General features: G+C 60.9%; 20 protein-coding genes and 1 pseudogene. 7 read left to right on the top strand and 14 right to left on the bottom strand.

Features of this window, described 5'->3' with window-relative positions; all coding sequences use genetic code 11:
* Positions 1-94: transposase domain-containing protein (locus ACRESH_RS17175; protein WP_431742066.1), on the top strand; the 94-nt coding region annotated here is incomplete at its 5' end.
* 248 nt (positions 95-342) lie between these two features.
* Here ACRESH_RS17175 and ACRESH_RS17170 read toward each other — a convergent pair.
* The 7 genes from ACRESH_RS17170 to ACRESH_RS17140 all read right to left on the bottom strand — a co-directional run bounded on the left by ACRESH_RS17170 (position 343) and on the right by ACRESH_RS17140 (position 3,897).
* Entirely contained in the window at positions 343-1,395 is a 1,053-nt protein-coding gene (locus ACRESH_RS17170; protein WP_431743104.1) for a TniQ family protein, read from the bottom strand.
* Positions 1,392-1,940, bottom strand: coding sequence for a hypothetical protein (locus ACRESH_RS17165; RefSeq protein ID WP_431743103.1), 549 nt, complete (start codon positions 1,938-1,940; stop codon positions 1,392-1,394). Before ACRESH_RS17165 ends, ACRESH_RS17170 begins: the two co-directional genes overlap by 4 nt.
* A 152-nt stretch (positions 1,941-2,092) precedes the next feature.
* The gene (locus ACRESH_RS17160) at positions 2,093-2,335 is read right to left on the bottom strand and encodes a hypothetical protein (RefSeq protein ID WP_431743102.1); all 243 of its coding nucleotides are present in this window, start codon (positions 2,333-2,335) and stop codon (positions 2,093-2,095) included.
* Between the two features lie 33 nt (positions 2,336-2,368).
* On the bottom strand, positions 2,369-2,593 hold the full coding sequence (locus ACRESH_RS17155; protein WP_431743101.1) for a hypothetical protein: 225 nt from the start codon (positions 2,591-2,593) through the stop codon (positions 2,369-2,371).
* Between the two features lies 1 nt (position 2,594).
* On the bottom strand, positions 2,595-2,870 hold the full coding sequence (locus tag ACRESH_RS17150) for a type II toxin-antitoxin system RelE/ParE family toxin (protein WP_431743100.1): 276 nt from the start codon (positions 2,868-2,870) through the stop codon (positions 2,595-2,597).
* On the bottom strand, positions 2,870-3,142 hold the full coding sequence (locus tag ACRESH_RS17145) for a CopG family ribbon-helix-helix protein (protein ID WP_431743099.1): 273 nt from the start codon (positions 3,140-3,142) through the stop codon (positions 2,870-2,872). Before ACRESH_RS17145 ends, ACRESH_RS17150 begins: the two co-directional genes overlap by 1 nt.
* Before the next feature lie 14 nt (positions 3,143-3,156).
* Positions 3,157-3,897 (bottom strand): GIN domain-containing protein, encoded by a 741-nt coding sequence (locus tag ACRESH_RS17140; RefSeq protein WP_431743098.1) that lies wholly within the window; start codon positions 3,895-3,897, stop codon positions 3,157-3,159.
* 266 nt (positions 3,898-4,163) lie between these two features.
* Here ACRESH_RS17140 and ACRESH_RS17135 point away from each other — a divergent pair, with 266 nt between their 5' ends.
* The 5 genes from ACRESH_RS17135 to ACRESH_RS17115 all read left to right on the top strand — a co-directional run bounded on the left by ACRESH_RS17135 (position 4,164) and on the right by ACRESH_RS17115 (position 9,725).
* Positions 4,164-4,397 carry a hypothetical protein gene (locus tag ACRESH_RS17135; RefSeq protein ID WP_431743097.1) on the top strand — a complete coding sequence of 78 codons (234 nt, stop codon included), beginning with the start codon at positions 4,164-4,166 and terminating at the stop codon, positions 4,395-4,397.
* 83 nt (positions 4,398-4,480) lie between these two features.
* Complete coding sequence (locus tag ACRESH_RS17130) at positions 4,481-5,041, top strand: hypothetical protein (RefSeq protein WP_431743096.1); 561 nt, start codon at positions 4,481-4,483, stop codon at positions 5,039-5,041.
* A 93-nt stretch (positions 5,042-5,134) separates the two neighbouring features.
* Positions 5,135-5,695, top strand: coding sequence for a recombinase family protein (locus tag ACRESH_RS17125; RefSeq protein WP_431743095.1), 561 nt, complete (start codon positions 5,135-5,137; stop codon positions 5,693-5,695).
* 3 nt (positions 5,696-5,698) lie between these two features.
* Positions 5,699-8,656, top strand: coding sequence for a Tn3 family transposase (locus tag ACRESH_RS17120; RefSeq protein ID WP_431743094.1), 2,958 nt, complete (start codon positions 5,699-5,701; stop codon positions 8,654-8,656).
* 100 nt (positions 8,657-8,756) lie between these two features.
* On the top strand, positions 8,757-9,725 hold the full coding sequence (locus ACRESH_RS17115) for an HNH endonuclease (protein ID WP_431743093.1): 969 nt from the start codon (positions 8,757-8,759) through the stop codon (positions 9,723-9,725).
* 1,430 nt (positions 9,726-11,155) lie between these two features.
* On the opposite strand, the gene ACRESH_RS17110 is transcribed toward ACRESH_RS17115, so the two are convergent.
* Positions 11,156-11,830 (bottom strand): phosphoribosyltransferase, encoded by a 675-nt coding sequence (locus ACRESH_RS17110; RefSeq protein ID WP_431743092.1) that lies wholly within the window; start codon positions 11,828-11,830, stop codon positions 11,156-11,158.
* A gap of 619 nt (positions 11,831-12,449) precedes the next feature.
* On the opposite strand from ACRESH_RS17110, the pseudogene ACRESH_RS17105 reads away from it, so the two are divergent.
* Positions 12,450-12,569: pseudogene (locus tag ACRESH_RS17105) on the top strand (HupE/UreJ family protein); the annotation flags it as partial.
* 33 nt (positions 12,570-12,602) lie between these two features.
* Here ACRESH_RS17105 and ACRESH_RS17100 read toward each other — a convergent pair.
* Genes ACRESH_RS17100 through sufC form a run of 6 tightly spaced genes read right to left on the bottom strand, consistent with a single transcriptional unit; the run spans position 12,603 to position 19,280 of the window.
* The gene (locus ACRESH_RS17100; protein WP_431743091.1) at positions 12,603-14,600 is read right to left on the bottom strand and encodes a thioredoxin domain-containing protein; all 1,998 of its coding nucleotides are present in this window, start codon (positions 14,598-14,600) and stop codon (positions 12,603-12,605) included.
* Positions 14,601-14,648: 48 nt separating this feature from the next.
* Positions 14,649-15,476: a putative Fe-S cluster assembly protein SufT gene (gene sufT, locus ACRESH_RS17095; RefSeq protein WP_431743090.1), complete on the bottom strand. Its 828-nt coding sequence runs from the start codon at positions 15,474-15,476 to the stop codon at positions 14,649-14,651.
* Between the two features lie 3 nt (positions 15,477-15,479).
* On the bottom strand, positions 15,480-15,935 hold the full coding sequence (gene sufU, locus ACRESH_RS17090; protein ID WP_431743089.1) for a Fe-S cluster assembly sulfur transfer protein SufU: 456 nt from the start codon (positions 15,933-15,935) through the stop codon (positions 15,480-15,482).
* The gene (locus tag ACRESH_RS17085; protein WP_431743088.1) at positions 15,932-17,206 is read right to left on the bottom strand and encodes a SufS family cysteine desulfurase; all 1,275 of its coding nucleotides are present in this window, start codon (positions 17,204-17,206) and stop codon (positions 15,932-15,934) included. The genes sufU and ACRESH_RS17085 overlap by 4 nt, the downstream gene beginning before the upstream one ends.
* On the bottom strand, positions 17,203-18,522 hold the full coding sequence (gene sufD, locus ACRESH_RS17080; RefSeq protein WP_431743087.1) for a Fe-S cluster assembly protein SufD: 1,320 nt from the start codon (positions 18,520-18,522) through the stop codon (positions 17,203-17,205). The genes ACRESH_RS17085 and sufD overlap by 4 nt, the downstream gene beginning before the upstream one ends.
* Positions 18,519-19,280 (bottom strand): Fe-S cluster assembly ATPase SufC, encoded by a 762-nt coding sequence (gene sufC / locus ACRESH_RS17075; protein ID WP_431743086.1) that lies wholly within the window; start codon positions 19,278-19,280, stop codon positions 18,519-18,521. Before sufC ends, sufD begins: the two co-directional genes overlap by 4 nt.
* Positions 19,281-19,305: the final 25 nt, after the last annotated feature.

The following is a 19,305-nucleotide window of genomic DNA, read 5'->3' as shown; positions in this document are numbered from 1 at the left end:
GTATGCCTATCTCAAGGACGTGCTGACGCGGTTGCCGACGCAGAAGGCCAGTGAGATCGACCAACTGCTACCGCATCAATGGATGTCGGGCTGACCTGAGCAAGGTGTGTTCCCCAACCGCTTACTAAGGATCTTTCGAGAAAGGGTTTCCAATGAAATGGCCACCACGGGCTTTTCAGTAGCAGCAGTGTCGATCAAACCTGATACAGGGACTGACTCCAGAGTGGCGGCAGCACAGGAGCGCCGTGAAAATATGCAGCGTCTGAAAGCTTAAGGGCTGAGGTGGCCCGAGGGCTAGGGGGTTCCAAGCCGGCTGTGGGGAGGCACTGGCGAGTGTCAGGCTCAAGTAGGGTTTCCGATCGCCCAAGCGATTTGCTCAAGCTCAACGGCGGAGAGCTGCTCACTAGCCTCTTTCCTCACGACCATGAAGGCCTCCTTATCCAGCGCTACCCGCCCACGCTCTGCAATTTCCGCACGATGAACAGGAAAAAGCCAAGTGGTCGAGCGAGTCATCGCTCGTATCAACTCGGCCTCATGCTTTGAAATCACTCCATAAGCAATACCAAGCAGCCAATACGCTACACACAAGTGGATAGGTTCTGCCTCATCGAACACGGCATCAACCCCTATGCCTTGACTCCGATAACTCGTATACCTCCGTCCTGGTAAGGGACGGAAATACTGGCTCGCGAATCCAGAAACCAGCCCCCCGTAAACATCACGCCAAAGCCATAGATACATCAAAAATCTCGCAGAATTGAAGCTCAGTTCAGAAACGCTTCCGCGTCTCACCTGAAGGTTGAGCCATTGCTGCGACCGTGCAATCAATCGCAGCAGAAAACGATTTTCCGCAAGAGCTAATTGTGAGCTCGAACTGGACAATGCGAAGTTGACCTGTAACCTGATAGCGGGACTGCCGACATATTCTTCAAATGCGACCCATGCTTTGTTTACGTAATTCAAGCGGGTCTCCTGTACCCTTCTCAGCAACACCGGCGATTCGTGCATGAGGCAAACAGCTGCGCCTTGGATACGCCAAGAACGACGCCACGCAGGTGCCTGATTGTTTGCCACATCACCACAGAGGCACTCGGGACAATACACGGTACTCGAATCAAACATCAGCAATGGCATGTCTGGCAGTCGGAAAACAGAAGCGCTGTGCACGCTGAAAAATGGCTCAAACGGTTGAGTAAAACTCTCGCTTGCCACCAGAGCATCTATGTCACCTGATATGCGATGGACGTGAGCTTTAATGTGCTCCTGAATAGCAGTCCGGTCGACGAAGCTGCCAAGAACCAGTCGTGCGAGCCAAGACGAGAGCGCTTCATCATAAATCGGGCTGAGCAGCCTTGAGCATACTGGCATGTCGTCCACCATTTTTGACAAGATCAATTACACGCGTCTAAACACACCTGGCATTGTTCAAACACCTTTACTGCCGTCGCGCCTACCAGCCCGCGCGTCTGCTGATGAATTGCACTAACATTAGGAGCAAAGGCGCTCCAGACTGAGAAGTTTTGTTTCACCAACTCCTGCACGAAAACGCCGTACCGTTTATCATTGGTCATTGGCGCCAATTTCAGGCACTCGGGCTTCAATGCTTCCAGAAGCTGGAGGTACTTCTTCATATCGCTTTGTGTTCCAGCGATCACAAGCTTCGCACCCATGGGTAACGACAAGAGGTATGTCAGCGAAGCATGCGTGCCCCGAGTGATATGGCGGGTGAACATAAGATACCGACCAGCATCATGGATCAAAAAATATCGATAATCGCGCATGGCTAGCACGCTTTCAAAAACTGCTGGCATCTTCTGGGTCGCATCTTTACGGATCGAGTTTGGCATCTTTAGCGCTTCGACGACACTTTGCAGAACAAAGCGTGGATCACTGTCGTCATCTTCATAAAGGGCAAGCGCCCGGCCTTTGCTTCGGCTCAATCTGCGCTCAACCTCATAGAGGACTGAACTCAACCCCGAGCCACGCTCGCCAGCGATCAAAATTACCCTTGGCTCTCTTTCCGACAACAACTCCAAGCATTTAGGGGTGACTACAGAATTCGGAAAAAATCGTACGCTAAGCCTCTGAGCCCCTAACGGCCGGCCTTTTCAAATGCGTCCATGACGATCTTGCCCAGCGACTCCATCACAGCCTTACGCTGTTCCAGACTGTCATCAGGAAGGTCGAGTACTTCGCAGGTAACTTGGCTTCCTCCCTGCGGCGCGGGTTGCAGCACGATCCGGCCCAGTTCACCCAACGTATCGTGACGCAGGTTGAAAGCGAAGCGGCCTCCTTCCAGGAACACTCGCTCGGCCTTGATCTCTTTTGGAAACATAACGCCCTCGCTTTCAGGTGAAGAAGTCCAGGTTCAATTTCGACTTGTGCTTATCAGCGGCATGACTGTGCCCTTGCCATCATCGTTGTGGCGTATGAGCTGGCAATGTTCCGCTTGCCCCTTTGCGTCCAGAAACTCGAAACACTGCTGCCCTTCATCGCTCCAATAAAAGCGCATCTGAGTTTGCGGCGGCAGGCTGCCCAACAGAGTCAGCACGGCTTTCCTGATAACTTCGTCAGAAGCGACTTCAACAGCCATGTTATCGATCCTCGCGTGTGTGCCACAGGCGCAGCAGGTAGATTGTCGAATCCACTACCTCGTAGCGCATCTCGTAATGGCCGACCTGAATTCGGCGCACATCCCGTGGCTCGAACTCTTCCAGACGTTCGCCAATGCGCGGGTTGGCCAGCAGCGTGGTCGGCGCAGCCGTGAGTTGCTGCACTGTTCGTGCGGCGGCAGGCTGATTCACCGCCGCCAGAAACTCGTACAACCGGGCAATGTCGGAAAGCGCCTTGCTTGTCCACTTCAACTCCATCAGCGCGGTACCGGCAACGGAGTGTCGGTGCTGAGGCTATCAGCCCAGGCCTGGACTGCTTGGTAGTCAATCACACGACCGGCGTCCACATCAGCCAAAGCTTCACGGGTCAAGCGACTGCGTTCTTCTTCCTGGTCTATCCATGCGGACAGAGCCTGTTTGACGATCCAGTTCTTGGAGCGCTCCAGGCGTTCAGCCATCAAATCGACCTTTTCGGCTAGTTGCACAGGGACGTGAGCCGTGACAGATCGGGTTTTCGCGGTGGTTGCCATGATGGGGTTACTCCTTACTTCTTCTTGAATTTGATGTCGCCGGAACCAGCAACGGAATGGTCGCGGACCGGTGGGTTACCACGGATCACGATGTCGCCAGAGCCCGCCACTCGGGCCTTCACGGAGTCGCTGACATAAGCGTCTATGTCGCCGGAGCCAGCGACCATTAGTTTCGCGGATGTAGACACCAGCTCACTGGCGTCCACATCGCCAGAACCGGCCACCTCAGCGTCAAGGAGATCCACTTGGCCAAAGGCCGTGATGTCACCCGATCCCTGGACGCCGAGATCGAGGACGGTTTGCTGAAGGTCGTACAGGGTCACATCGCCACTGCCCTTGATGCGGATACTTGGCGCTTCAGGCAGCGCGATCCCAACAATGCTTCGGCCCTTGAACTGCATAGTGATGCCACCTTGGCGTCCACCCACATTGATCGATCCCCCGACAAAAATGTTGCCGGTACCAGAAATATGAATGTTGCCTCCGGCGCCACTGATGGAAACGCCTTCCTGCTCGATGACCAACTTGTCACCGTCGAAGCGGGTCTTGATGCTACGAATGGCCTCTTGGCTTTCCCCGGCCACGACCAGGTGCGCCGATGACGAACGAAAGAACACGACATCCACCGCGCCCTTGACCACAATTTTGCGCACCGGGTGGATGGGCCGCTCTTCCTTCTCATAATTGGCTGCGCGTTCCCACGCGGAATCGCGATGGTTGGCATCCTGGAGCGTCAAAGGGCTGGAATGGTTCATCATCTATCCTTTGTGATTTGTTTTGCGTATCGATGCGTCAATTCGATTTACAGTTAATCATAATGAATAACTGTGCGTCGTCAAGCGTTGCTGTCAGGTTGAGCTATACCCTAACCTGATGTCAGGACGCTATAGGACAATCCGTCAGGTTAGAGCCTGATAATGACTTTGTTGACATGTGATACTAAAGGTCTAAGATTTCAGCCTTACACAATTTGCCAGGGCGCGCTTTTCGCTCCTGAAAATCCGAGAAAAAAGGCCTAAAGATGAATGAATTGAAAAATGCAATTCGCAATATTCAGCTACCACGCATCAACAGCCTGATAAACGGGTGTTTTGAGCGCCAGTTAGACGGTGTGCCTTACGATGGGTATTACTACGGTGTGGCCTTCGGGATCATCACCACACTGGCCGATGCGGAAATCATCAGCCTTGAAGAGTACAGGGATTTAAAGCAACAGCTGATTGATGCCTGTGGTCGTGAACACCCTCATATTTGACAGTTGTCATGACCGTCGATCACCAACCTGGCATGAAACTGATCGGCCTTGGCAAACACAACTGAATCCACGGGAAATCGCCAATGATTATCAGCGGTCAGACCGAAACAATGTTGATCGAGCGGGCCGCATCCAAATTTTCTGGTAGCCCAGCCAGCTTGGTGTCAGCGGCCAAGCGCGAGCTTCGCACTGCTGGCAGCTGGAAAGATGAAGTCCGACTGGACGTTTGGATGAACAAGCCATTCATAGGTTCGCGCTGTGCCCGTTTGCTTCATGGCGTACCGTCGCCACGGTTTTGGGCTTCACCAGTTAAAAATATCGTGCGAATGCCTGCGAAGGATGTTGTCTATTTTTTTGATCCGCACAATCTCACTGAAGCCATCCCAGAATTGTACCGTGAGGATGATCTAGCCCATTGGCTGGAGGGTTTTTCATCAGTTCGGTTTGAAGATCAGCTGATTAAGGCGTTGATCGAGCACACAGCCCATGTGCAGGCCAGGGCGCCGCATTGGCCTAAAGAGCTTGTTCATCGGGTAATAGCAGGGCATGCCGCGCAAGTTGACAGGCATGCATGGTTTACCAAACAGTCCTCCATGACCCTGGCAAACGCTGCGCCTGTTTGGCGACCAGACGCGGCACGATAGGAAAACAACATGCCAAGCAACCCAGTTGGATGGTCGAGAAGCAGCGAATGCCACGTCTGGTCAGTAATCATCGACCTAGTCTAGGGAGGCACCTTGCAGGGACAACGTATCGGCTATGTCCGGGTCAGCAGCTATGACCAGAACCCGGAACGCCAACTGGAACAGACTCAGGTGGGCAAGCTGTTCACCGACAAGGCCTCTGGCAAGGATACCCAGCGTCCGCAACTGGAGGCCATGCTCGGCTTCGTCCGCGAGGGTGACACTGTTGTGGTGCACAGCATGGATCGCTTGGCCCGTAACCTGGATGACCTGCGGCGCCTGGTACAAAAGCTGACCAAGCGCGGCGTGCGTATCGAGTTCCTGAAAGAAGGCCTGGTATTCACCGGCGACGACTCGCCCATGGCCAACCTGATGTTGTCGGTCATGGGGGCCTTCGCCGAGTTCGAGCGAGCGCTTATTCGCGAGCGACAGCGCGAGGGCATCGCCCTGGCCAAGCAACGTGGCGCTTACCGGGGCCGCAAGAAAGCGCTGTCCGACGAACAAACCGTCGCAGTCCGGCAACGCGCCGCTGCCGGCGAACCGAAAGCCCAGTTGGCCCGTGAGTTCGGTATAAGTAGGGAAACCCTCTACCAGTACCTTCGCACGGATGACTGATACATGCCCCGTCGCTCGATACTCTCGGCTACTGAGCGCGACACTCTGCTTGCGTTGCCGGACAGCCAAGACGATCTGATCCGCTACTACACCTTCAACGAGTCCGACCTGTCGCTGATCCGTCAGCGACGGGGTGATGCCAATCGCCTCGGCTTTGCCGTGCAACTCTGTCTGCTGCGCTACCCCGGTTACGCGCTGGCCAGCGACAGTGTGCTGCCCGATCCGGTCATTGAGTGGGTAGCTCGACAAGTCCAGGCGGCCCCCGAAAGCTGGGCGAAATACGGTGAGCGCGACGTGACCCGCCGCGAACACGCCCAGGAGCTGCGTACCTACCTCGGCTTGTTGCCGTTCGGGCTGTCGGAATTTCGTGCTCTGGTACGTGAGCTGACTGACCTGGCCCAGCAGACCGACAAAGGCTTATTGCTGGCTGGGCAGGCACTGGAAAGCCTGCGTCAGCAGCGGCGGATCTTACCCACACTGACGGTGATCGACCGAGCCTGCTCCGAAGCCGTGGCACGAGCCAACCGGAGAGTCTACCGTGCCTTGATCGAGCCACTGAGTCAGCAGCATCGCAACAAGCTTGATGAACTGCTGACCCTCAAGGCAGGCAGCAACAGCACCTGGTTGACCTGGCTGCGTCAGTCACCGTTGAAACCAAATTCGCGGCACATGATGGAGCACATCGAGCGGCTGAAAATCTTCCAGCTGGTGGCCTTGCCCGAAGGGCTCGACCGGCACATCCACCAGAACCGCCTGCTGAAGCTGGCCCGTGAAGGTGGGCAGATGACACCTCAGGATCTCGGCAAGTTCGAGAACGAACGGCGCTACGCCACCCTGGTGGCCGTGGTGCTGGAAAGCACCGCGACGGTGACCGATGAACTGGTGGATCTGCACGACCGTATCTTGATCAAGCTGTTCAGCAGTGCCAAGAACAAGCATCAACAACAGTTCCAGAAACAGGGCAAAGCGATCAACGACAAGGTGCGCCTGTACTCGAAAATCGGCCAAGCATTACTGGACGCTAAAGCGTCAGGTGATGATCCGTTCGCCGCTATCGAGGCGGTCATCCCCTGGGACGAATTCGCCCAGAGTGTCACCGATGCCGAGCTGCTGGCCCGCCCCGAGGCCTTCGACCATCTGCACCTGGTCAGCGAGAATTTCAACACGCTGCGGCGCTACACCCCGGCCTTTCTGGAGGTGCTCCAGTTGCGGGCCGCACCGGCAGCGCAACGCGTACTGGATGCCATCCAGCAGCTGCGCGAGATGAACGCAGACAACTTGCGCAAGGTGCCGTCGGATGCCCCGACCGCCTTTATCAAGCCGCGCTGGAAACCGCTGGTGATCACGCCGGAAGGCATTGACCGGCGTTTCTACGAGATCTGCGCGCTGTCCGAACTGAAAAACGCGCTGCGCTCCGGCGACATCTGGGTCAAGGGCTCTCGGCAGTTCCGTGATTTTGAAGACTACCTGCTGCCGCCTGCGAAATTTGCCGCACTGAAGAAGGAACAGGCGCTGCCATTGGCGATCAATCCCAACAGCGACCAGTACCTAGAAGAACGCTTGCAGTTGCTGGAGCAGCAGTTGGCCACCGTCGCCAAACTGGCCAAGGACAACGAACTGCCCGACGCGATCCTCACCGAGTCCGGACTAAAGATCACGCCGCTGGATTCGGCGGTACCGGACACCGCCCAGGCACTGATCGACAAGACCAGTCAGATCCTGCCGCGCATCAAGATTACCGAACTACTGATGGACGTGGATGAGTGGACGGGGTTCACCCGTCACTTCACCCACCTAAAGGACGGTGCCCAGGCCAAGGATCGGACGCTGCTGCTGTCGGCGATCCTCGGCGATGCCATCAACATTGGGCTGACCAAAATGGCCGAGTCGAGTCCGGGAATGACCTACGCCAAGCTGTCTTGGCTGCAAGCCTGGCACATCCGCGACGAAACCTATTCGGCGGCACTGGCCGAGCTGGTCAACAGCCAGTTCAACCATACCTTCGCGGCCAACTGGGGAGACGGCACCACCTCATCGTCCGATGGCCAGCGCTTCCGCGCAGGTGGTCGAGGCGAGAGCACCGGGCACGTTAACCCGAAGTACGGTAACGAACCGGGGCGGCTGTTCTATACCCACATCTCCGATCAGTACGCACCGTTCAGCACCCGTATAGTCAATGTCGGTGTGCGGGATTCGACCTATGTGCTCGATGGACTGCTGTATCACGAGTCAGATCTGCGGATCGAGGAGCACTACACCGACACGGCGGGCTTCACTGATCACGTCTTCGCCCTGATGCACCTGCTGGGCTTTCGTTTTGCGCCGCGCATCCGCGACCTGGGCGAAACCAAGTTGTACGTGCCGCAGAGTGTCCAGGACTACCCGACACTACGCCCAATGATCGGCGGCACGCTGAACATCAAGCACGTCCGCGCTCACTGGGACGAGATCCTGCGTCTGGCCGCGTCGATCAAACAGGGCACCGTCACCGCCTCGTTGATGTTGCGCAAACTGGGCAGCTATCCACGCCAGAACGGCCTGGCCGTGGCCCTGCGGGAGTTGGGCCGGATCGAGCGCACGCTGTTCATCCTAGATTGGCTGCAAAGTGTCGAGCTGCGCCGTCGTGTACATGCTGGCCTGAACAAGGGCGAGGCGCGCAACGCCCTGGCCAGGGCGGTGTTTTTCAATCGCCTTGGAGAAATCAGGGATCGGAGCTTCGAACAGCAGCGCTACCGGGCCAGCGGCCTCAACCTGGTAACAGCTGCTATCGTACTGTGGAATACGGTCTACCTGGAACGGGCCACCCAAGGGCTGGCTGACGCCGGAAAGCCGGTGAATACCGACCTGTATCAGTACCTGTCGCCGCTGGGCTGGGAGCACATCAACCTGACTGGCGATTACGTCTGGCGGCAGAGTCGCCGGCTGGAAGACGGGAAGTACCGACCACTGCGAAAGCTATAAGTAATAACTACGCTAAAAACAGCTAGTTACGAATCAAATGAGTGAAATTTCCCTTTATCTCGGCATGGCTTCGTCATAGATCAACAGCAGGGGTGTCAAGATGTCGAAAGGAGACCGCCTTTTCCGGGGGCTTGAAAGTCATGCTGCGGAAAAGCTATCCAGGGATGCACTAGCGCCATTCCTGAATGATCGAGGCTACGTTGTCATTGCCGACAAGCGAATTCAAACGGGCGTGGCCACTCAGCAGTTCATCAGTATCCGTACTCCTGATGGCCAGGTACTGAGCATGCGCGTCCGACTGTGCTGGCGGCGCGATGGACGAAATCCCAACGAGAAGAAATACGCGGCGGCTCAGTTGGCGGCGCACCTGCGGCAAGGTGGATGGGATGCGACGCTGGAGCACATCACATCGCGAGACACGAAGCGCGGGCTCACTCACAATTTGCTCGTGCAGCGTGACGAAGGCGCCATCATCTTTGCCGCGCTCATTCCTATCGAAAGCCTTCATGCCATCTGGAACCGCCAGCGCGAGGTCAGCGATGACCTGCAACGCCGTGAGTTGAAGGGACGGGCCAAGAAGAATCACGCTCAGAACGGCACCAGCCCGACTCTGTGGTTACAGGATGACCGGACACCTGACGGACACGAGGTGGCCGATGCACTGTGGCAGTGGCCGGGTGTGATCGATTTAGCCAAGCTCACTCCCCATACGAGGGAGTCGGAACTGGTCGACGATACCTACGACGACTGTCCGGCACCGGACTACTCGTCTCTGGGTCGGGATGAAGGTGAGCGCGTGCCCGTGCTTCGCTCGGAGGTCCGCCGCGATCCGCACGTACGTCGAGCTGTACTAGAAAGGGCCGGGTTTGCGTGCGAGCGTGAGGATTGTGGCAAGCGCCGGGACTTCCCTGGTTTCCTGGATGTTCATCACATCTTAGGGGCCGAGAAGTCAGACCGTGTATACAACTGCGTGGCCCTGTGCCCGTGCTGTCACCGCGAAGCGCATTATGCGCCATACGCCGATGACCTCAACAAGCAGCTACTTACATACGCCAAGAGGTTCGGCTGAACCGCTGCGCAACGGATTTTGGCCGCACGCATGCTGGTGGACGGAAGTTTCGGGTGCTATGGCTGCCTGAAAAACCTTAGCGCAATCCACTTTAAGCTACGCTGAATCACTAAGGTGCTCGTCGCTCGCGACTTCAAAAGGAGGTCAGTGTGGCTCAATTACCGGATGACCACCTCGGTCACACAATATTTCCGCACGCCTCAGGCCCCACGGTTGGCCCGTGGGTTGCCTCGTACTCTGCATGGCGCATCGAGCCGAACAACTCTTACCGCGCTGTCTGTCAAGGCACATTACCTGGCGTATACCAATCGCCTGAAGAAGCTCATGCTGCCGCAGTCGCTGAAGCGAAGCGCAGTCTCGATGCGTTACTCGATTAGAAGTGCCCCAAACCATGCACTGCATCGGGCGTCGGCACGTCGGCGCCCAACGCTTCCAGTAAGCAGACACGCAACAGCGGGCGGCATCCGTAATCGGGCGCTGTATATGTCAGAACGTTAAGGCTCCCAAATCACGCCATGCAAACGCATCTGTCTCACTGCGCCAACTGCGGCAAAAGAACGGTCACGGTTTGGCGAAACTCTAGCGCCTATTGCTCCGAATGCGGGTCTTCGCATGCAGATATGGCTCAGAGAGGTATGAATACCGCCGGCCCTTGGGATGACTGCCCTTTCTGCCAAGATCGTCATTACTATGAACTCGTTGAAGGGGAGCTGAGGTGTGAAGAATGCAGGCTTACCATAGATATAGCGCGTGCAAAGGACAAATCGCGCCCGAGTCTGATCTCGTACAGGCCGGCGCGAGTGACATCTGGTTCCCTTCTTGAACTCGAATATTTCAGCAAAGATTCACCCCTACCAGTAATGCTTTCAGTCAGCTGGCTCCCGCAACACGGTCATACTGACGTACGGCTTCTCACTGAGAATTTCCCGGCGAGCACTGCCGTATGTCGTATCGCCATCGAAGTTCCTTTAGGGGCAACATCGGCAGTAGTGGTCGATCGGTCTGGGCGGTCAATACGGTGCGAGATTCCGATCGGCTTTATATCAATACCTCATTCGCCCACGAAACGATCCTGGTTACGCCGACTTCTCGGCCTTAGTTGAAAAGTGCTTAAGCTGGACGTTGCCCCAAAAGCCACGTCAACGCGGAGCGCCCGCAAGGTGCGCGAGCCCGCACAGGGGTCATATGTTAAGTCATTGAAAAACCTGCCCACCTTGGTTCGCGAAAACCTTAGCGTACGATTTTTTCCGAATTCTGCGGGCTCCCCCTCGCAAGTCATCCTGACTTGTTCGGAGCGCAGCGAGTCCACTACAGACCCTGACTCGGCTCACGACTAGCCAAGACTCAGGTCTTTGCCTTGCAGACAGAACAGCCCTCCACGATCACGCACTACGGCCTGTCACCCGGCATTCCAGCGACTGCGCGCAGGGCTATTGCGCAGCGTCACGCAGTTCCCTCCGCCAAGCCTGGCTCAGCAAGGTCTTCACCTCCTCATCCGTGGTCTGGCCGAAATCGAGGTACCACTGGCCAATGGAAAAGAAGGGCTGTGGGGCGAGCGGACAGATCAGTTGATCGACCAGAGGGCGCAGCATCGCCAGCGTCTCCACGGGCGCGACCGGTACGGCGACTACGATGCGCGCCGGCGCCTGCTGGTGTACCGCCGCAATCGCCGCACGCATGGTGGCACCGGTCGCCAGTCCGTCATCGACCAGTATCAGCCGTTGCCCGGCCACGGATGGCGCGGGACGTTCGCCCCGATAGGCCAGGTCACGGCGATGCAGCTCCAGAACTTCCTCTTGCACGGCCGCGTCGATGGCCGCTGGGGGTATGTGCAGGTGACGGATGACATCATCGTTCAACACCTGCACGCCGCCGCTGGCAATGGCGCCCATCGCCAGCTCCTTATGACCGGGCGTGCCTAGTTTGCGCACCAGCATCAAATCCAGCCGCAGGGCCAGTGCGCTGGCAATTTCATAGGCGACCGGCACGCCGCCCCGTGGCAAGGCCAGCACGAGCACATCGGCTTGCTCGCGCCACGCCGCCAACGCCGCGGCCAGGGTCTGGCCCGCCTCCACCCGGTCACGAAACGGAATATCCCACTTCATGTCTTCGCCTCCTCAGTGTCCAACTATGCGCCTGATTTTCGCTGTTTGCCTTGCTCCCTATCGGTTTCCCGGCGGCAATAAGACCCTGCACTGTCACGAAAGCGCCATGGATTCGTCTTATTCTGCGCGGCACCGTCCTCTTATCCATATAAGGTGCTTGGCCGATCGGAACCGAAGACCGCTTGGCACATCTGAACAGCGACATTCTCCTCGCCGCCGGCGAGACGCTTGGGATCAAACCCACGACGGCGCTGCACGTTCGTAGAACGTGGACTTGCCCTTTGCTCCCTGGAAGGGGGCGATAGCCCGCCCTCTGAGAAGGCTGGCAAACCGTAGCCCGGATGAAATCCGGGAGTCGCCGAGCTTCCCCCGGATTGCATCCGGGCTACCGAATCCTGCAACCGCTGTGCAAAACACCGGCACAGGGCTCCTGGACGCTCCGTGCAACTCCTGGCTTGCCCTCGCGCGCAGCGTCGTCGCACAACCTTGACTACCACAGTCGTAACAGGCAGAGCCGGTTACTCAAAACCACGCCCTAAGGACGTGGCTTCCCAAGTTCAAACCAAAGATCGTGGTGTCGCCGGAGATCCTCTCCAGGCTCACACCGACGAGGATGTGGGGCTGTAATGTCACCCTGGCCGCGACTGGCCTTTCGGTCACCTTGCTACTGGGCGAACTGACCGCAATCTCCGTCAGCACTTATGTGATCGACGCGATCAGCCGCTTCTCGGCGGTGTACTAGGCGCTCGACATCCTGGGCGCTTTCCATCGGCTACGCGCTTTCACCCAGGCAACGCTTGACCAGCGCCGCAGCGCTGGTCACGGGGGCAGCGCAGGTGCGGTTGCGGCACACATAGGCGGTGGCTTTTCCGGCGAGTGGCGGGCGTCCCGCACCCAGGGGAACGTCCTCGGCAAAGGCCAGCACCCGTGCCGGCAGGTAGCGCCGATGCAGGCTCGCCAGCAAGGCGCTGGCGGCCTCGCGCTCGCCTGCAATGACGACGCTCAGCGGGCCGCATTGGGCGAAGTCCTGCGCGGCCAGGAGATGGGCGAAGCCGAAGGGGTTCTGCGCGGCCGCGGCGCGGTACATGGCGAATACCTGCTCGGCATGCTCGCGGTAGAGCTCGCGGCCGGTCAGCTCGAAGAGCCGCAGGAAGGCAAACACGCTGGTCGAGGTACCCGAAGGCCAGGCATTGTCGTGCGGCGCGCGCGGCCGGTGCACCAGCTGCTCACCATCGCTGGGGGTGAAGTAGAGGCCATCATCCCAGAACTTCTCGAGGATCAGTTCGACCAGCCGCGTGGCCCGGGCGAGATGGTGCGGGTCGAAGTCGCACTCGTAGAGATCGAGCAGCGCGTTGGCGAGGAAGGCGTAGTCCTCGAGGAAGCCCGGGACCTTGGCAGTGCCCTCGCGCCTGGCCCGGTACAGGCCACCCTCGGGGGTCGAAAGGTGGACCTCGAGGAATTCGGCGGCGCGCCGCGCGGTGTCCAGGTGGCCCGCGCTTCCCGTGGTCTGGTAGGCGGCGCAGAGGCCCTGGATCATCAGCGCGTTCCAACTGGTGAGAATGTTTTCGTCGCGCCCCGGACGAATGCGCTGGGCCCGCGCCGCCAACAGCTTCTCGCGCAGGCCCGCCAGTTGCGCCTCCTCGCCCGCGTCCAGCGCGGTGGCGCGGTGCAGCACCGTGCTGCCATGCTCGAAGTTGCCCGCCGCGCTCACGCCGTAGGCCCGGCAGGCCAAGGCAGCGTCCGCAGCGCCGAGGACGGCCTGCACCTGCACCGGAGTCCACACGTAGAACTTGCCTTCCTCACCCTCGCTGTCGGCGTCCTCGCTGGCGTAGAAGCCGCCCTCGGGATGGGTCATATCGCGCCGGATGTAGTCGATCGTCTCCTCGAACACGCGCCGCCAGGAGGGATTGCCGGTCGCGCGATAGGCGTCGGCATAGAGCTTCACCAACTGGCCGTTGTCATAGAGCATCTTCTCGAAGTGCGGCACGGCCCAGCGCTCGTCCACGCAATAGCGGGCGAAGCCGCCGCCGAGGTGGTCGTAGAGGCCACCGGCCGCCATGCGCTCGAGGGTCAGCTCGAGGGAACTCAGCAGGTCCGGCTCGCCCAGGCGTTGATGGAGCCGCAGGACCAGGTCATGGCAGGAGGGATTGGGGAACTTCGGCGCCTGCCCCAGGCCACCGTGGATGCGGTCGGTGTTCTTGGCGATCAACCGGGCCGCCGCAGCCGGCTGGTCTTGCTCCGGCGGCGTATCACCCTGCAACTGGAGCTCCGCCATGAGGCGGTAGCCCTGGTGGATCTGTTCGACGTTCTGCCGCAGCGCCGGGCGATTGTTCCGCCAGGCCTCGCTCAGCCCAAGCAGAACCTGGGCGAAACCGGGCCGGCCGTGGCCCGGCCGCGGCGGGAAGTAGGTGCCGCCGAAGAACGGCTCGCGCTGCGGGGTGAGGAACACCGTCAGCGGCCAGCCACCGCCTTGCCCCAGCATCTGCACGACTTTCTGGTAGATGTCGTCGAGGTCGGGTCGCTCCTGGCGGTCGACCTTGATGTTGATGAAGTGCTCGTTCAGCAGGCGCGCGAGGTCCGGGTCCTCGAACGACTCGTGGGCCATCACATGACACCAGTGGCAGGCGGCATAGCCCACCGACAGGTGGATCGGCCTGTCCTCGTCGCGGGCGCGACGGAACGCTTCGTCACCCCAGGGATACCAGTCCACCGGGTTCTCTGCGTGTTGCCTCAGATAGGGCGAGGTTTCATTGGCGAGTCGGTTGCTCATGTCTGGCGCCTCACAATGGGTTCTCTGGAACTGCTTCCTTCGGGCCCCTCACAACAAACCAAGCTGCAGGCGGGCCGCCTCGGACATGCGGCTCTGGTCCCAGGGCGGCTCCCAGACCAGCTCGATTTCGACCTGACTGACGCCGGGGAGCGCCTGGACCTTGGCCCGCGCCTCCTCCTTCAGCACCTCGCCCATGCCACAGCCGGGCGCGGTCATCGACATCCTGATCACTACTCGCTGGCCGCCTTCCAGCGGCTGGAACTGGCATTGGTAGATCAGCCCGAGATCGACCACGTTGACCGGGATCTCCGGATCGTAGACGGTCCGCAGCACGTCGAGGACCTGCTGGAGGTTCAAAGTACCGGACGCCGGCTGGGCGCTTGCCTGGGGCATGCTCAGCCCCAGGGCGTCGGCCTCGCCGGCTGCGATCCGCGCGAGCTGGCTGCTGGCGGTCCTGATCGTGAAGCTGCCGCCGAGCGACTGGGTCACGACGACCCACTCGCCCTGTGCCAGCCGTAGCGGCTCCCCGCGCGGAATCAGCGTGGCCGTGCAATCTCGCTTGAGCGCTATCCGCTGGGCTTGGCCCGGCTGGTTGGGGTTGTCGAAGGTGAAACCGGCTCCGCGCAGTTCCTGCACGTAGTCGATGGCCAGCCCATCGGCCCGGCGCGCGCTCGCGGGGTCGAGCCACAGGCTGATGCCGTCCGTTTCGACGCCGATATCCCTCTCCGTCCCGGACCCGAAGAGCAGCTCATGCTCGAAGCGCTCGTCGATCCTCAGCCGCAGCAAGCCGCTGCGGCCGTCCGCCAGGGCGTCGCGCAGGACCTGCCGTGCCGCGTCGCTGAAGCGGATGCCGGGAATATGCCGCTCGGCTGCCATGGCTTACTCCGTAGTGACCGGCGCGCTGCCCCCTTCGAGGGCGCTGCGCAGCGTGTGCCAGGCCAGCGTCGCGCACTTGACCCGCACCGGAAATTTCCAGACCCCGGCGAGCACTGCCAGCTTGCCGAGCTCCGCAAGTGCCGCCTGGGCATCCGGACCCTCGATGAGCAACGCATGCACCCGGTCGAACAGCGCCAGCGCCTCCTCCTGCCGTTTTCCCTTGACCGCCATGGTCATCAAGGACGCCGAGGCCTGGGAAATGGCACAGCCGGCCCCCTGGAAGGCAATGTCCTCGATCACCCCGTCCGCGAGCTGGATATAAACCCTGAGCTGATCGCCGCACAGCGGATTGAAGCCCTCCGCCGTATGGGTAGCGCCCTCCAGCGGGCGGAAATTACGCGGCCGCTTGCCGTGGTCGATGATCACGTCCTGGTAGAGATCACGCAGCTCGCCGTTCATTGGAACAGCTCCCGGACCTTGGCCAGGCCAGCCACCAGCGCATCGATGTCCTGCTCCGTGCTGTAGCAGCCGAGCGAGGCGCGGGCCGTGGCGGTCAGGCCGAATCGCTGCATCAGCGGCTGGGCGCAGTGGTGCCCGGTGCGGATCGCGACACCCTCGCGGTCGAGGACGGTACCGATATCGTGCGGATGGATACCGTCGAGGACGAAAGACAGTACGCCGACCTTTTCCGGCGCGGTGCCGATCAGCCGGAGGCCGGGCACCGCCGCGAGCGCCTGCTGCGCGTAGGACAGCACAGCCTGCTCGTGGGCAGCGATGGCCTCCGCCCCCAGCTCGCCGAGGAAGTCGATCGCCGCGCCGAGCCCGATCGCGCCGGCCATGTTGGGCGTGCCCGCCTCGAAGCGGTAGGGCGGCTTGTTGTAGAGGGTCTTTTCGAAGCTGACCGAAAGGATCATGTCGCCGCCGCCCTGGTAGGGCGGCATCGCCTCAAGCAGTTCGCGGCGGCCATAAAGCACGCCTACGCCAGTCGGGCCGTACATCTTGTGCCCCGACAGGGCATAGAAGTCGCAGCCCAGGGCGCGCACGTCGAGCCTCAGGTGCGGGGCCGCCTGGGCGCCATCGACCAGCACGCGCGCCCCCCGGGCATGGGCGAGCTCGACAATGCGCTGGATCGGGTTGATGGTCCCCAGCACGTTCGAGACATGGGCGACCGCCACCAGCCTGGTCCTGGGCCCGATCAGCCGTTCCAGCTCATCCAGCAGGAGTTCGCCGGCATCGTCGATGGGCGCCACCCGCAGATGGGCGCCGGTCTGCTCGCAGAGCATCTGCCAGGGAACTATGTTCGAGTGGTGCTCCATGGCGCTGATGAGCACCTCGTCGCCGGCGTGGACCTGGGTCTTGCCAAGGGTTTGCGCGACCAGATTGACCGCCTCGGTGGTGCCGCGGACGAAGACGATTTCCTCGACGTGCTCGGCGTTGAGAAACTGCTGGACCTTCGCCCGCGCCTTCTCATACTCCTCGGTGGCACGCACCGAGAGATAGTGCACGCCACGGTGCACGTTGGCGTTCTCCTTCAGGAAGAAGCGCGACATCGCGTCTATGACTGCCTGTGGCTTCTGGCTGGTCGCAGCGCTGTCGAGGTAGATCAGGGGTTTTCCGTAGACCGTCTCTGCGAGAATCGGGAAGGCCTGGCGCACCCGCTCGACGTCGTAGCCGGCCGTGAGGTCGAGCCGTTTCGGTGGTGTCTGCAGGCTGGTTTCCAGGTTGCTCATGCCGCCACCTCCAGGCCCCGCAGCTGCGCGGCCACCAGGCGCTCCACCCGGGCCCGCAGCGGCTCCAGGCGAATCAGTTCGAGCATCTCGCTGGCGAACGCATAGGTCAGCAGGGACCGCGCCGCCGCCTCGGATATCCCGCGCGAACGCAGATAGAAAACGGCCTGTTCATCCAGCTGGCCGACGGCGGCGCCGTGGGCGCACTTGACTTCATCGGCGAAGATCTCCAGCCGCGGCTGGGTGTTGGCCTGGGCCGACGCCGACAACAGCAGCGTCTTGATGGTCTGGCTGGCATCCGTCTTCAGCGCGCCCGGGCGCACTATGATCCGCCCGTCGAAGACCCCGTGGCCACGCCCGTCGATCACGCCTTTATAGAGTTCGCGGCTGGTGCAGCGCGGTGCCAGGTGCTCGATGCACGTCTGGTTGTCCAGGTGCTGCTCGCCGCGGGGCAGGTAAAGACCATCAAGAACGACCTGGGCGCCGGGGCCTTCGAGCAGCACCCGCACCTCCTGCCGCGCCAGCGCCGCACCGAGTGCCGAGGAGTGCGCGACGAAGCGGCTGTCTTCGGCCTGGCGCACGTCAAGGAGCGCAACATGGAACGCCGAGGTGCTCTCGTCCTGCAGCTTGTAATGCTCGAGCGTCGCGCCAGCCTCGAGCACCAGTTCGGTGACGGCATTGCTGAGGTAGACCGCTGCCCCGCTACCCAGGTGGCTTTCCACCACGGTCGCGCAGCTCCCGGCACCCACCTGCACCAGGGCGCGCGGATGCGCCGCCAGCGGCGTAGTGCCGGGGGCCGAAAGAAACACCAGGTGGATCGGCGCCTCGACCCTGGTGCCGGCGGGGATCCGCACCAGGGCCCCGTCCTCGGCGAGAGCCGCATTGAGCGCGGTGAAGGCCTGCGGTTGCGCGTGGAACGCACGGGCGAACAGGTCCTCGAGCGCCCCGCTGTCGGCCGGGAGCAGAGCGGCCAGGCTGCCGAGCTGGACGTCTGGGGGCAGGCCCTTCAACGCAGAGAGTTCAGCGGCGAAATAGCCGTTGACGAAGACCATCCGCGGGCCGCCGAGGTCGCCGCAGAGCTGCTCGACGTTCGCGGCGGACAGCTGGCGGCTCGCGCCGGGCCCGGCCGGCTGGAACGGGATGGCGAGGATGGGCGCGACTCGCGTGTACTTCCAGGCCTCGTCCTTGGCCGTGGGAAAGCCCTGTTCGGCCACCCAGTGGAACGCCGCGCGACGCAGATCCCCCAACCAGACCGGCTGGCGACCGTCGACCCTGGGTTCGAGGCGGGCGAGGAACGCCGTGCTCGATTCGCCGTTCATGGCGTGGCTCCGGTTGTCGGCCCCTGCTCGAAGCCGGCATAGCCGTGCTTCTCGAGCTCGACGGCCAGCGTCTTGTCGCCGGACTGCACGATCTGGCCGTTGGCCATGACATGCACATGGTCCGGCACTATGTAGTCGAGCAGGCGCTGGTAGTGGGTGATCACCAGCAGCGCGCGGTCTTCACGCCGCAGCGCGTTGACGCCAGCGGCGACGGTGCGCAGCGCATCTATGTCCAGGCCCGAGTCGGTTTCATCGAGGACGGCCAGCTTGGGTTCCAGAATCATCATCTGGAAGATCTCGTTGCGCTTCTTCTCGCCACCGGAGAAGCCTTCGTTGACCGCGCGGCTCATGAAGCTCTGGTCCATCTCGACCAGCGCCATGCGCTCCTTGGCCAGCGTGAGGAAGTCCAGCGCGTCGAGCTCCTCGAGCCCGCGCTGCCTGCGCACCGCGTTGAGGGCCGTGCGCAGGAAGTAGAGGTTGCCGACGCCGGGAATCTCCACCGGGTACTGGAACGCCAGGAAGATGCCGGCGACCGCGCGCTCTTCCGCCGCCATGGCGAGCAGATCCCGGCCCTCATAAAGCACCTCGCCGCTGACCTCGTAGGCCTCATGGCCCGCCAGCACCTGGGCCAGGGTGCTCTTGCCCGAGCCGTTCGGCCCCATGATCGCGTGCACCTCGCCGGCGCCAATCCGCAACGTGATGCCCCGAAGGATCTCGCGGCCCTCGACATTGGCGTGCAGATTCCTGATCTCGAGCATGCTCCACCTCAGCCTTCAAACCTCG

The sequence above is a fragment of the Pseudomonas sp. genome, from assembly GCF_050739775.1.
GTDB lineage: Bacteria > Pseudomonadota > Gammaproteobacteria > Pseudomonadales > Pseudomonadaceae > Aquipseudomonas.
This window is presented reverse-complemented; position numbering and strand designations above follow the sequence as displayed.

Excerpts from the sequence above, each read along its gene's own strand:
- ACRESH_RS17145 (WP_431743099.1), bottom strand. The coding sequence starts at position 3,142 with ATGGCAACCACCGCGAAAACCCGATCTGTCACGGCTCACGTCCCTGTG.
- sufC (WP_431743086.1), bottom strand. The coding sequence starts at position 19,280 with ATGCTCGAGATCAGGAATCTGCACGCCAATGTCGAGGGCCGCGAGATC.
- sufT (WP_431743090.1), bottom strand. The coding sequence starts at position 15,476 with ATGGCAGCCGAGCGGCATATTCCCGGCATCCGCTTCAGCGACGCGGCA.
- ACRESH_RS17155 (WP_431743101.1), bottom strand. The coding sequence starts at position 2,593 with ATGGCTGTTGAAGTCGCTTCTGACGAAGTTATCAGGAAAGCCGTGCTG.
- ACRESH_RS17135 (WP_431743097.1), top strand. The coding sequence starts at position 4,164 with ATGAATGAATTGAAAAATGCAATTCGCAATATTCAGCTACCACGCATC.
- ACRESH_RS17120 (WP_431743094.1), top strand. The coding sequence starts at position 5,699 with ATGCCCCGTCGCTCGATACTCTCGGCTACTGAGCGCGACACTCTGCTT.
- ACRESH_RS17100 (WP_431743091.1), bottom strand. The coding sequence starts at position 14,600 with ATGAGCAACCGACTCGCCAATGAAACCTCGCCCTATCTGAGGCAACAC.
- ACRESH_RS17160 (WP_431743102.1), bottom strand. The coding sequence starts at position 2,335 with ATGTTTCCAAAAGAGATCAAGGCCGAGCGAGTGTTCCTGGAAGGAGGC.
- ACRESH_RS17115 (WP_431743093.1), top strand. The coding sequence starts at position 8,757 with ATGTCGAAAGGAGACCGCCTTTTCCGGGGGCTTGAAAGTCATGCTGCG.
- ACRESH_RS17150 (WP_431743100.1), bottom strand. The coding sequence starts at position 2,870 with ATGGAGTTGAAGTGGACAAGCAAGGCGCTTTCCGACATTGCCCGGTTG.
- ACRESH_RS17110 (WP_431743092.1), bottom strand. The coding sequence starts at position 11,830 with ATGAAGTGGGATATTCCGTTTCGTGACCGGGTGGAGGCGGGCCAGACC.
- ACRESH_RS17085 (WP_431743088.1), bottom strand. The coding sequence starts at position 17,206 with ATGAGCAACCTGGAAACCAGCCTGCAGACACCACCGAAACGGCTCGAC.
- ACRESH_RS17130 (WP_431743096.1), top strand. The coding sequence starts at position 4,481 with ATGATTATCAGCGGTCAGACCGAAACAATGTTGATCGAGCGGGCCGCA.
- sufD (WP_431743087.1), bottom strand. The coding sequence starts at position 18,522 with ATGAACGGCGAATCGAGCACGGCGTTCCTCGCCCGCCTCGAACCCAGG.
- sufU (WP_431743089.1), bottom strand. The coding sequence starts at position 15,935 with ATGAACGGCGAGCTGCGTGATCTCTACCAGGACGTGATCATCGACCAC.
- ACRESH_RS17140 (WP_431743098.1), bottom strand. The coding sequence starts at position 3,897 with ATGAACCATTCCAGCCCTTTGACGCTCCAGGATGCCAACCATCGCGAT.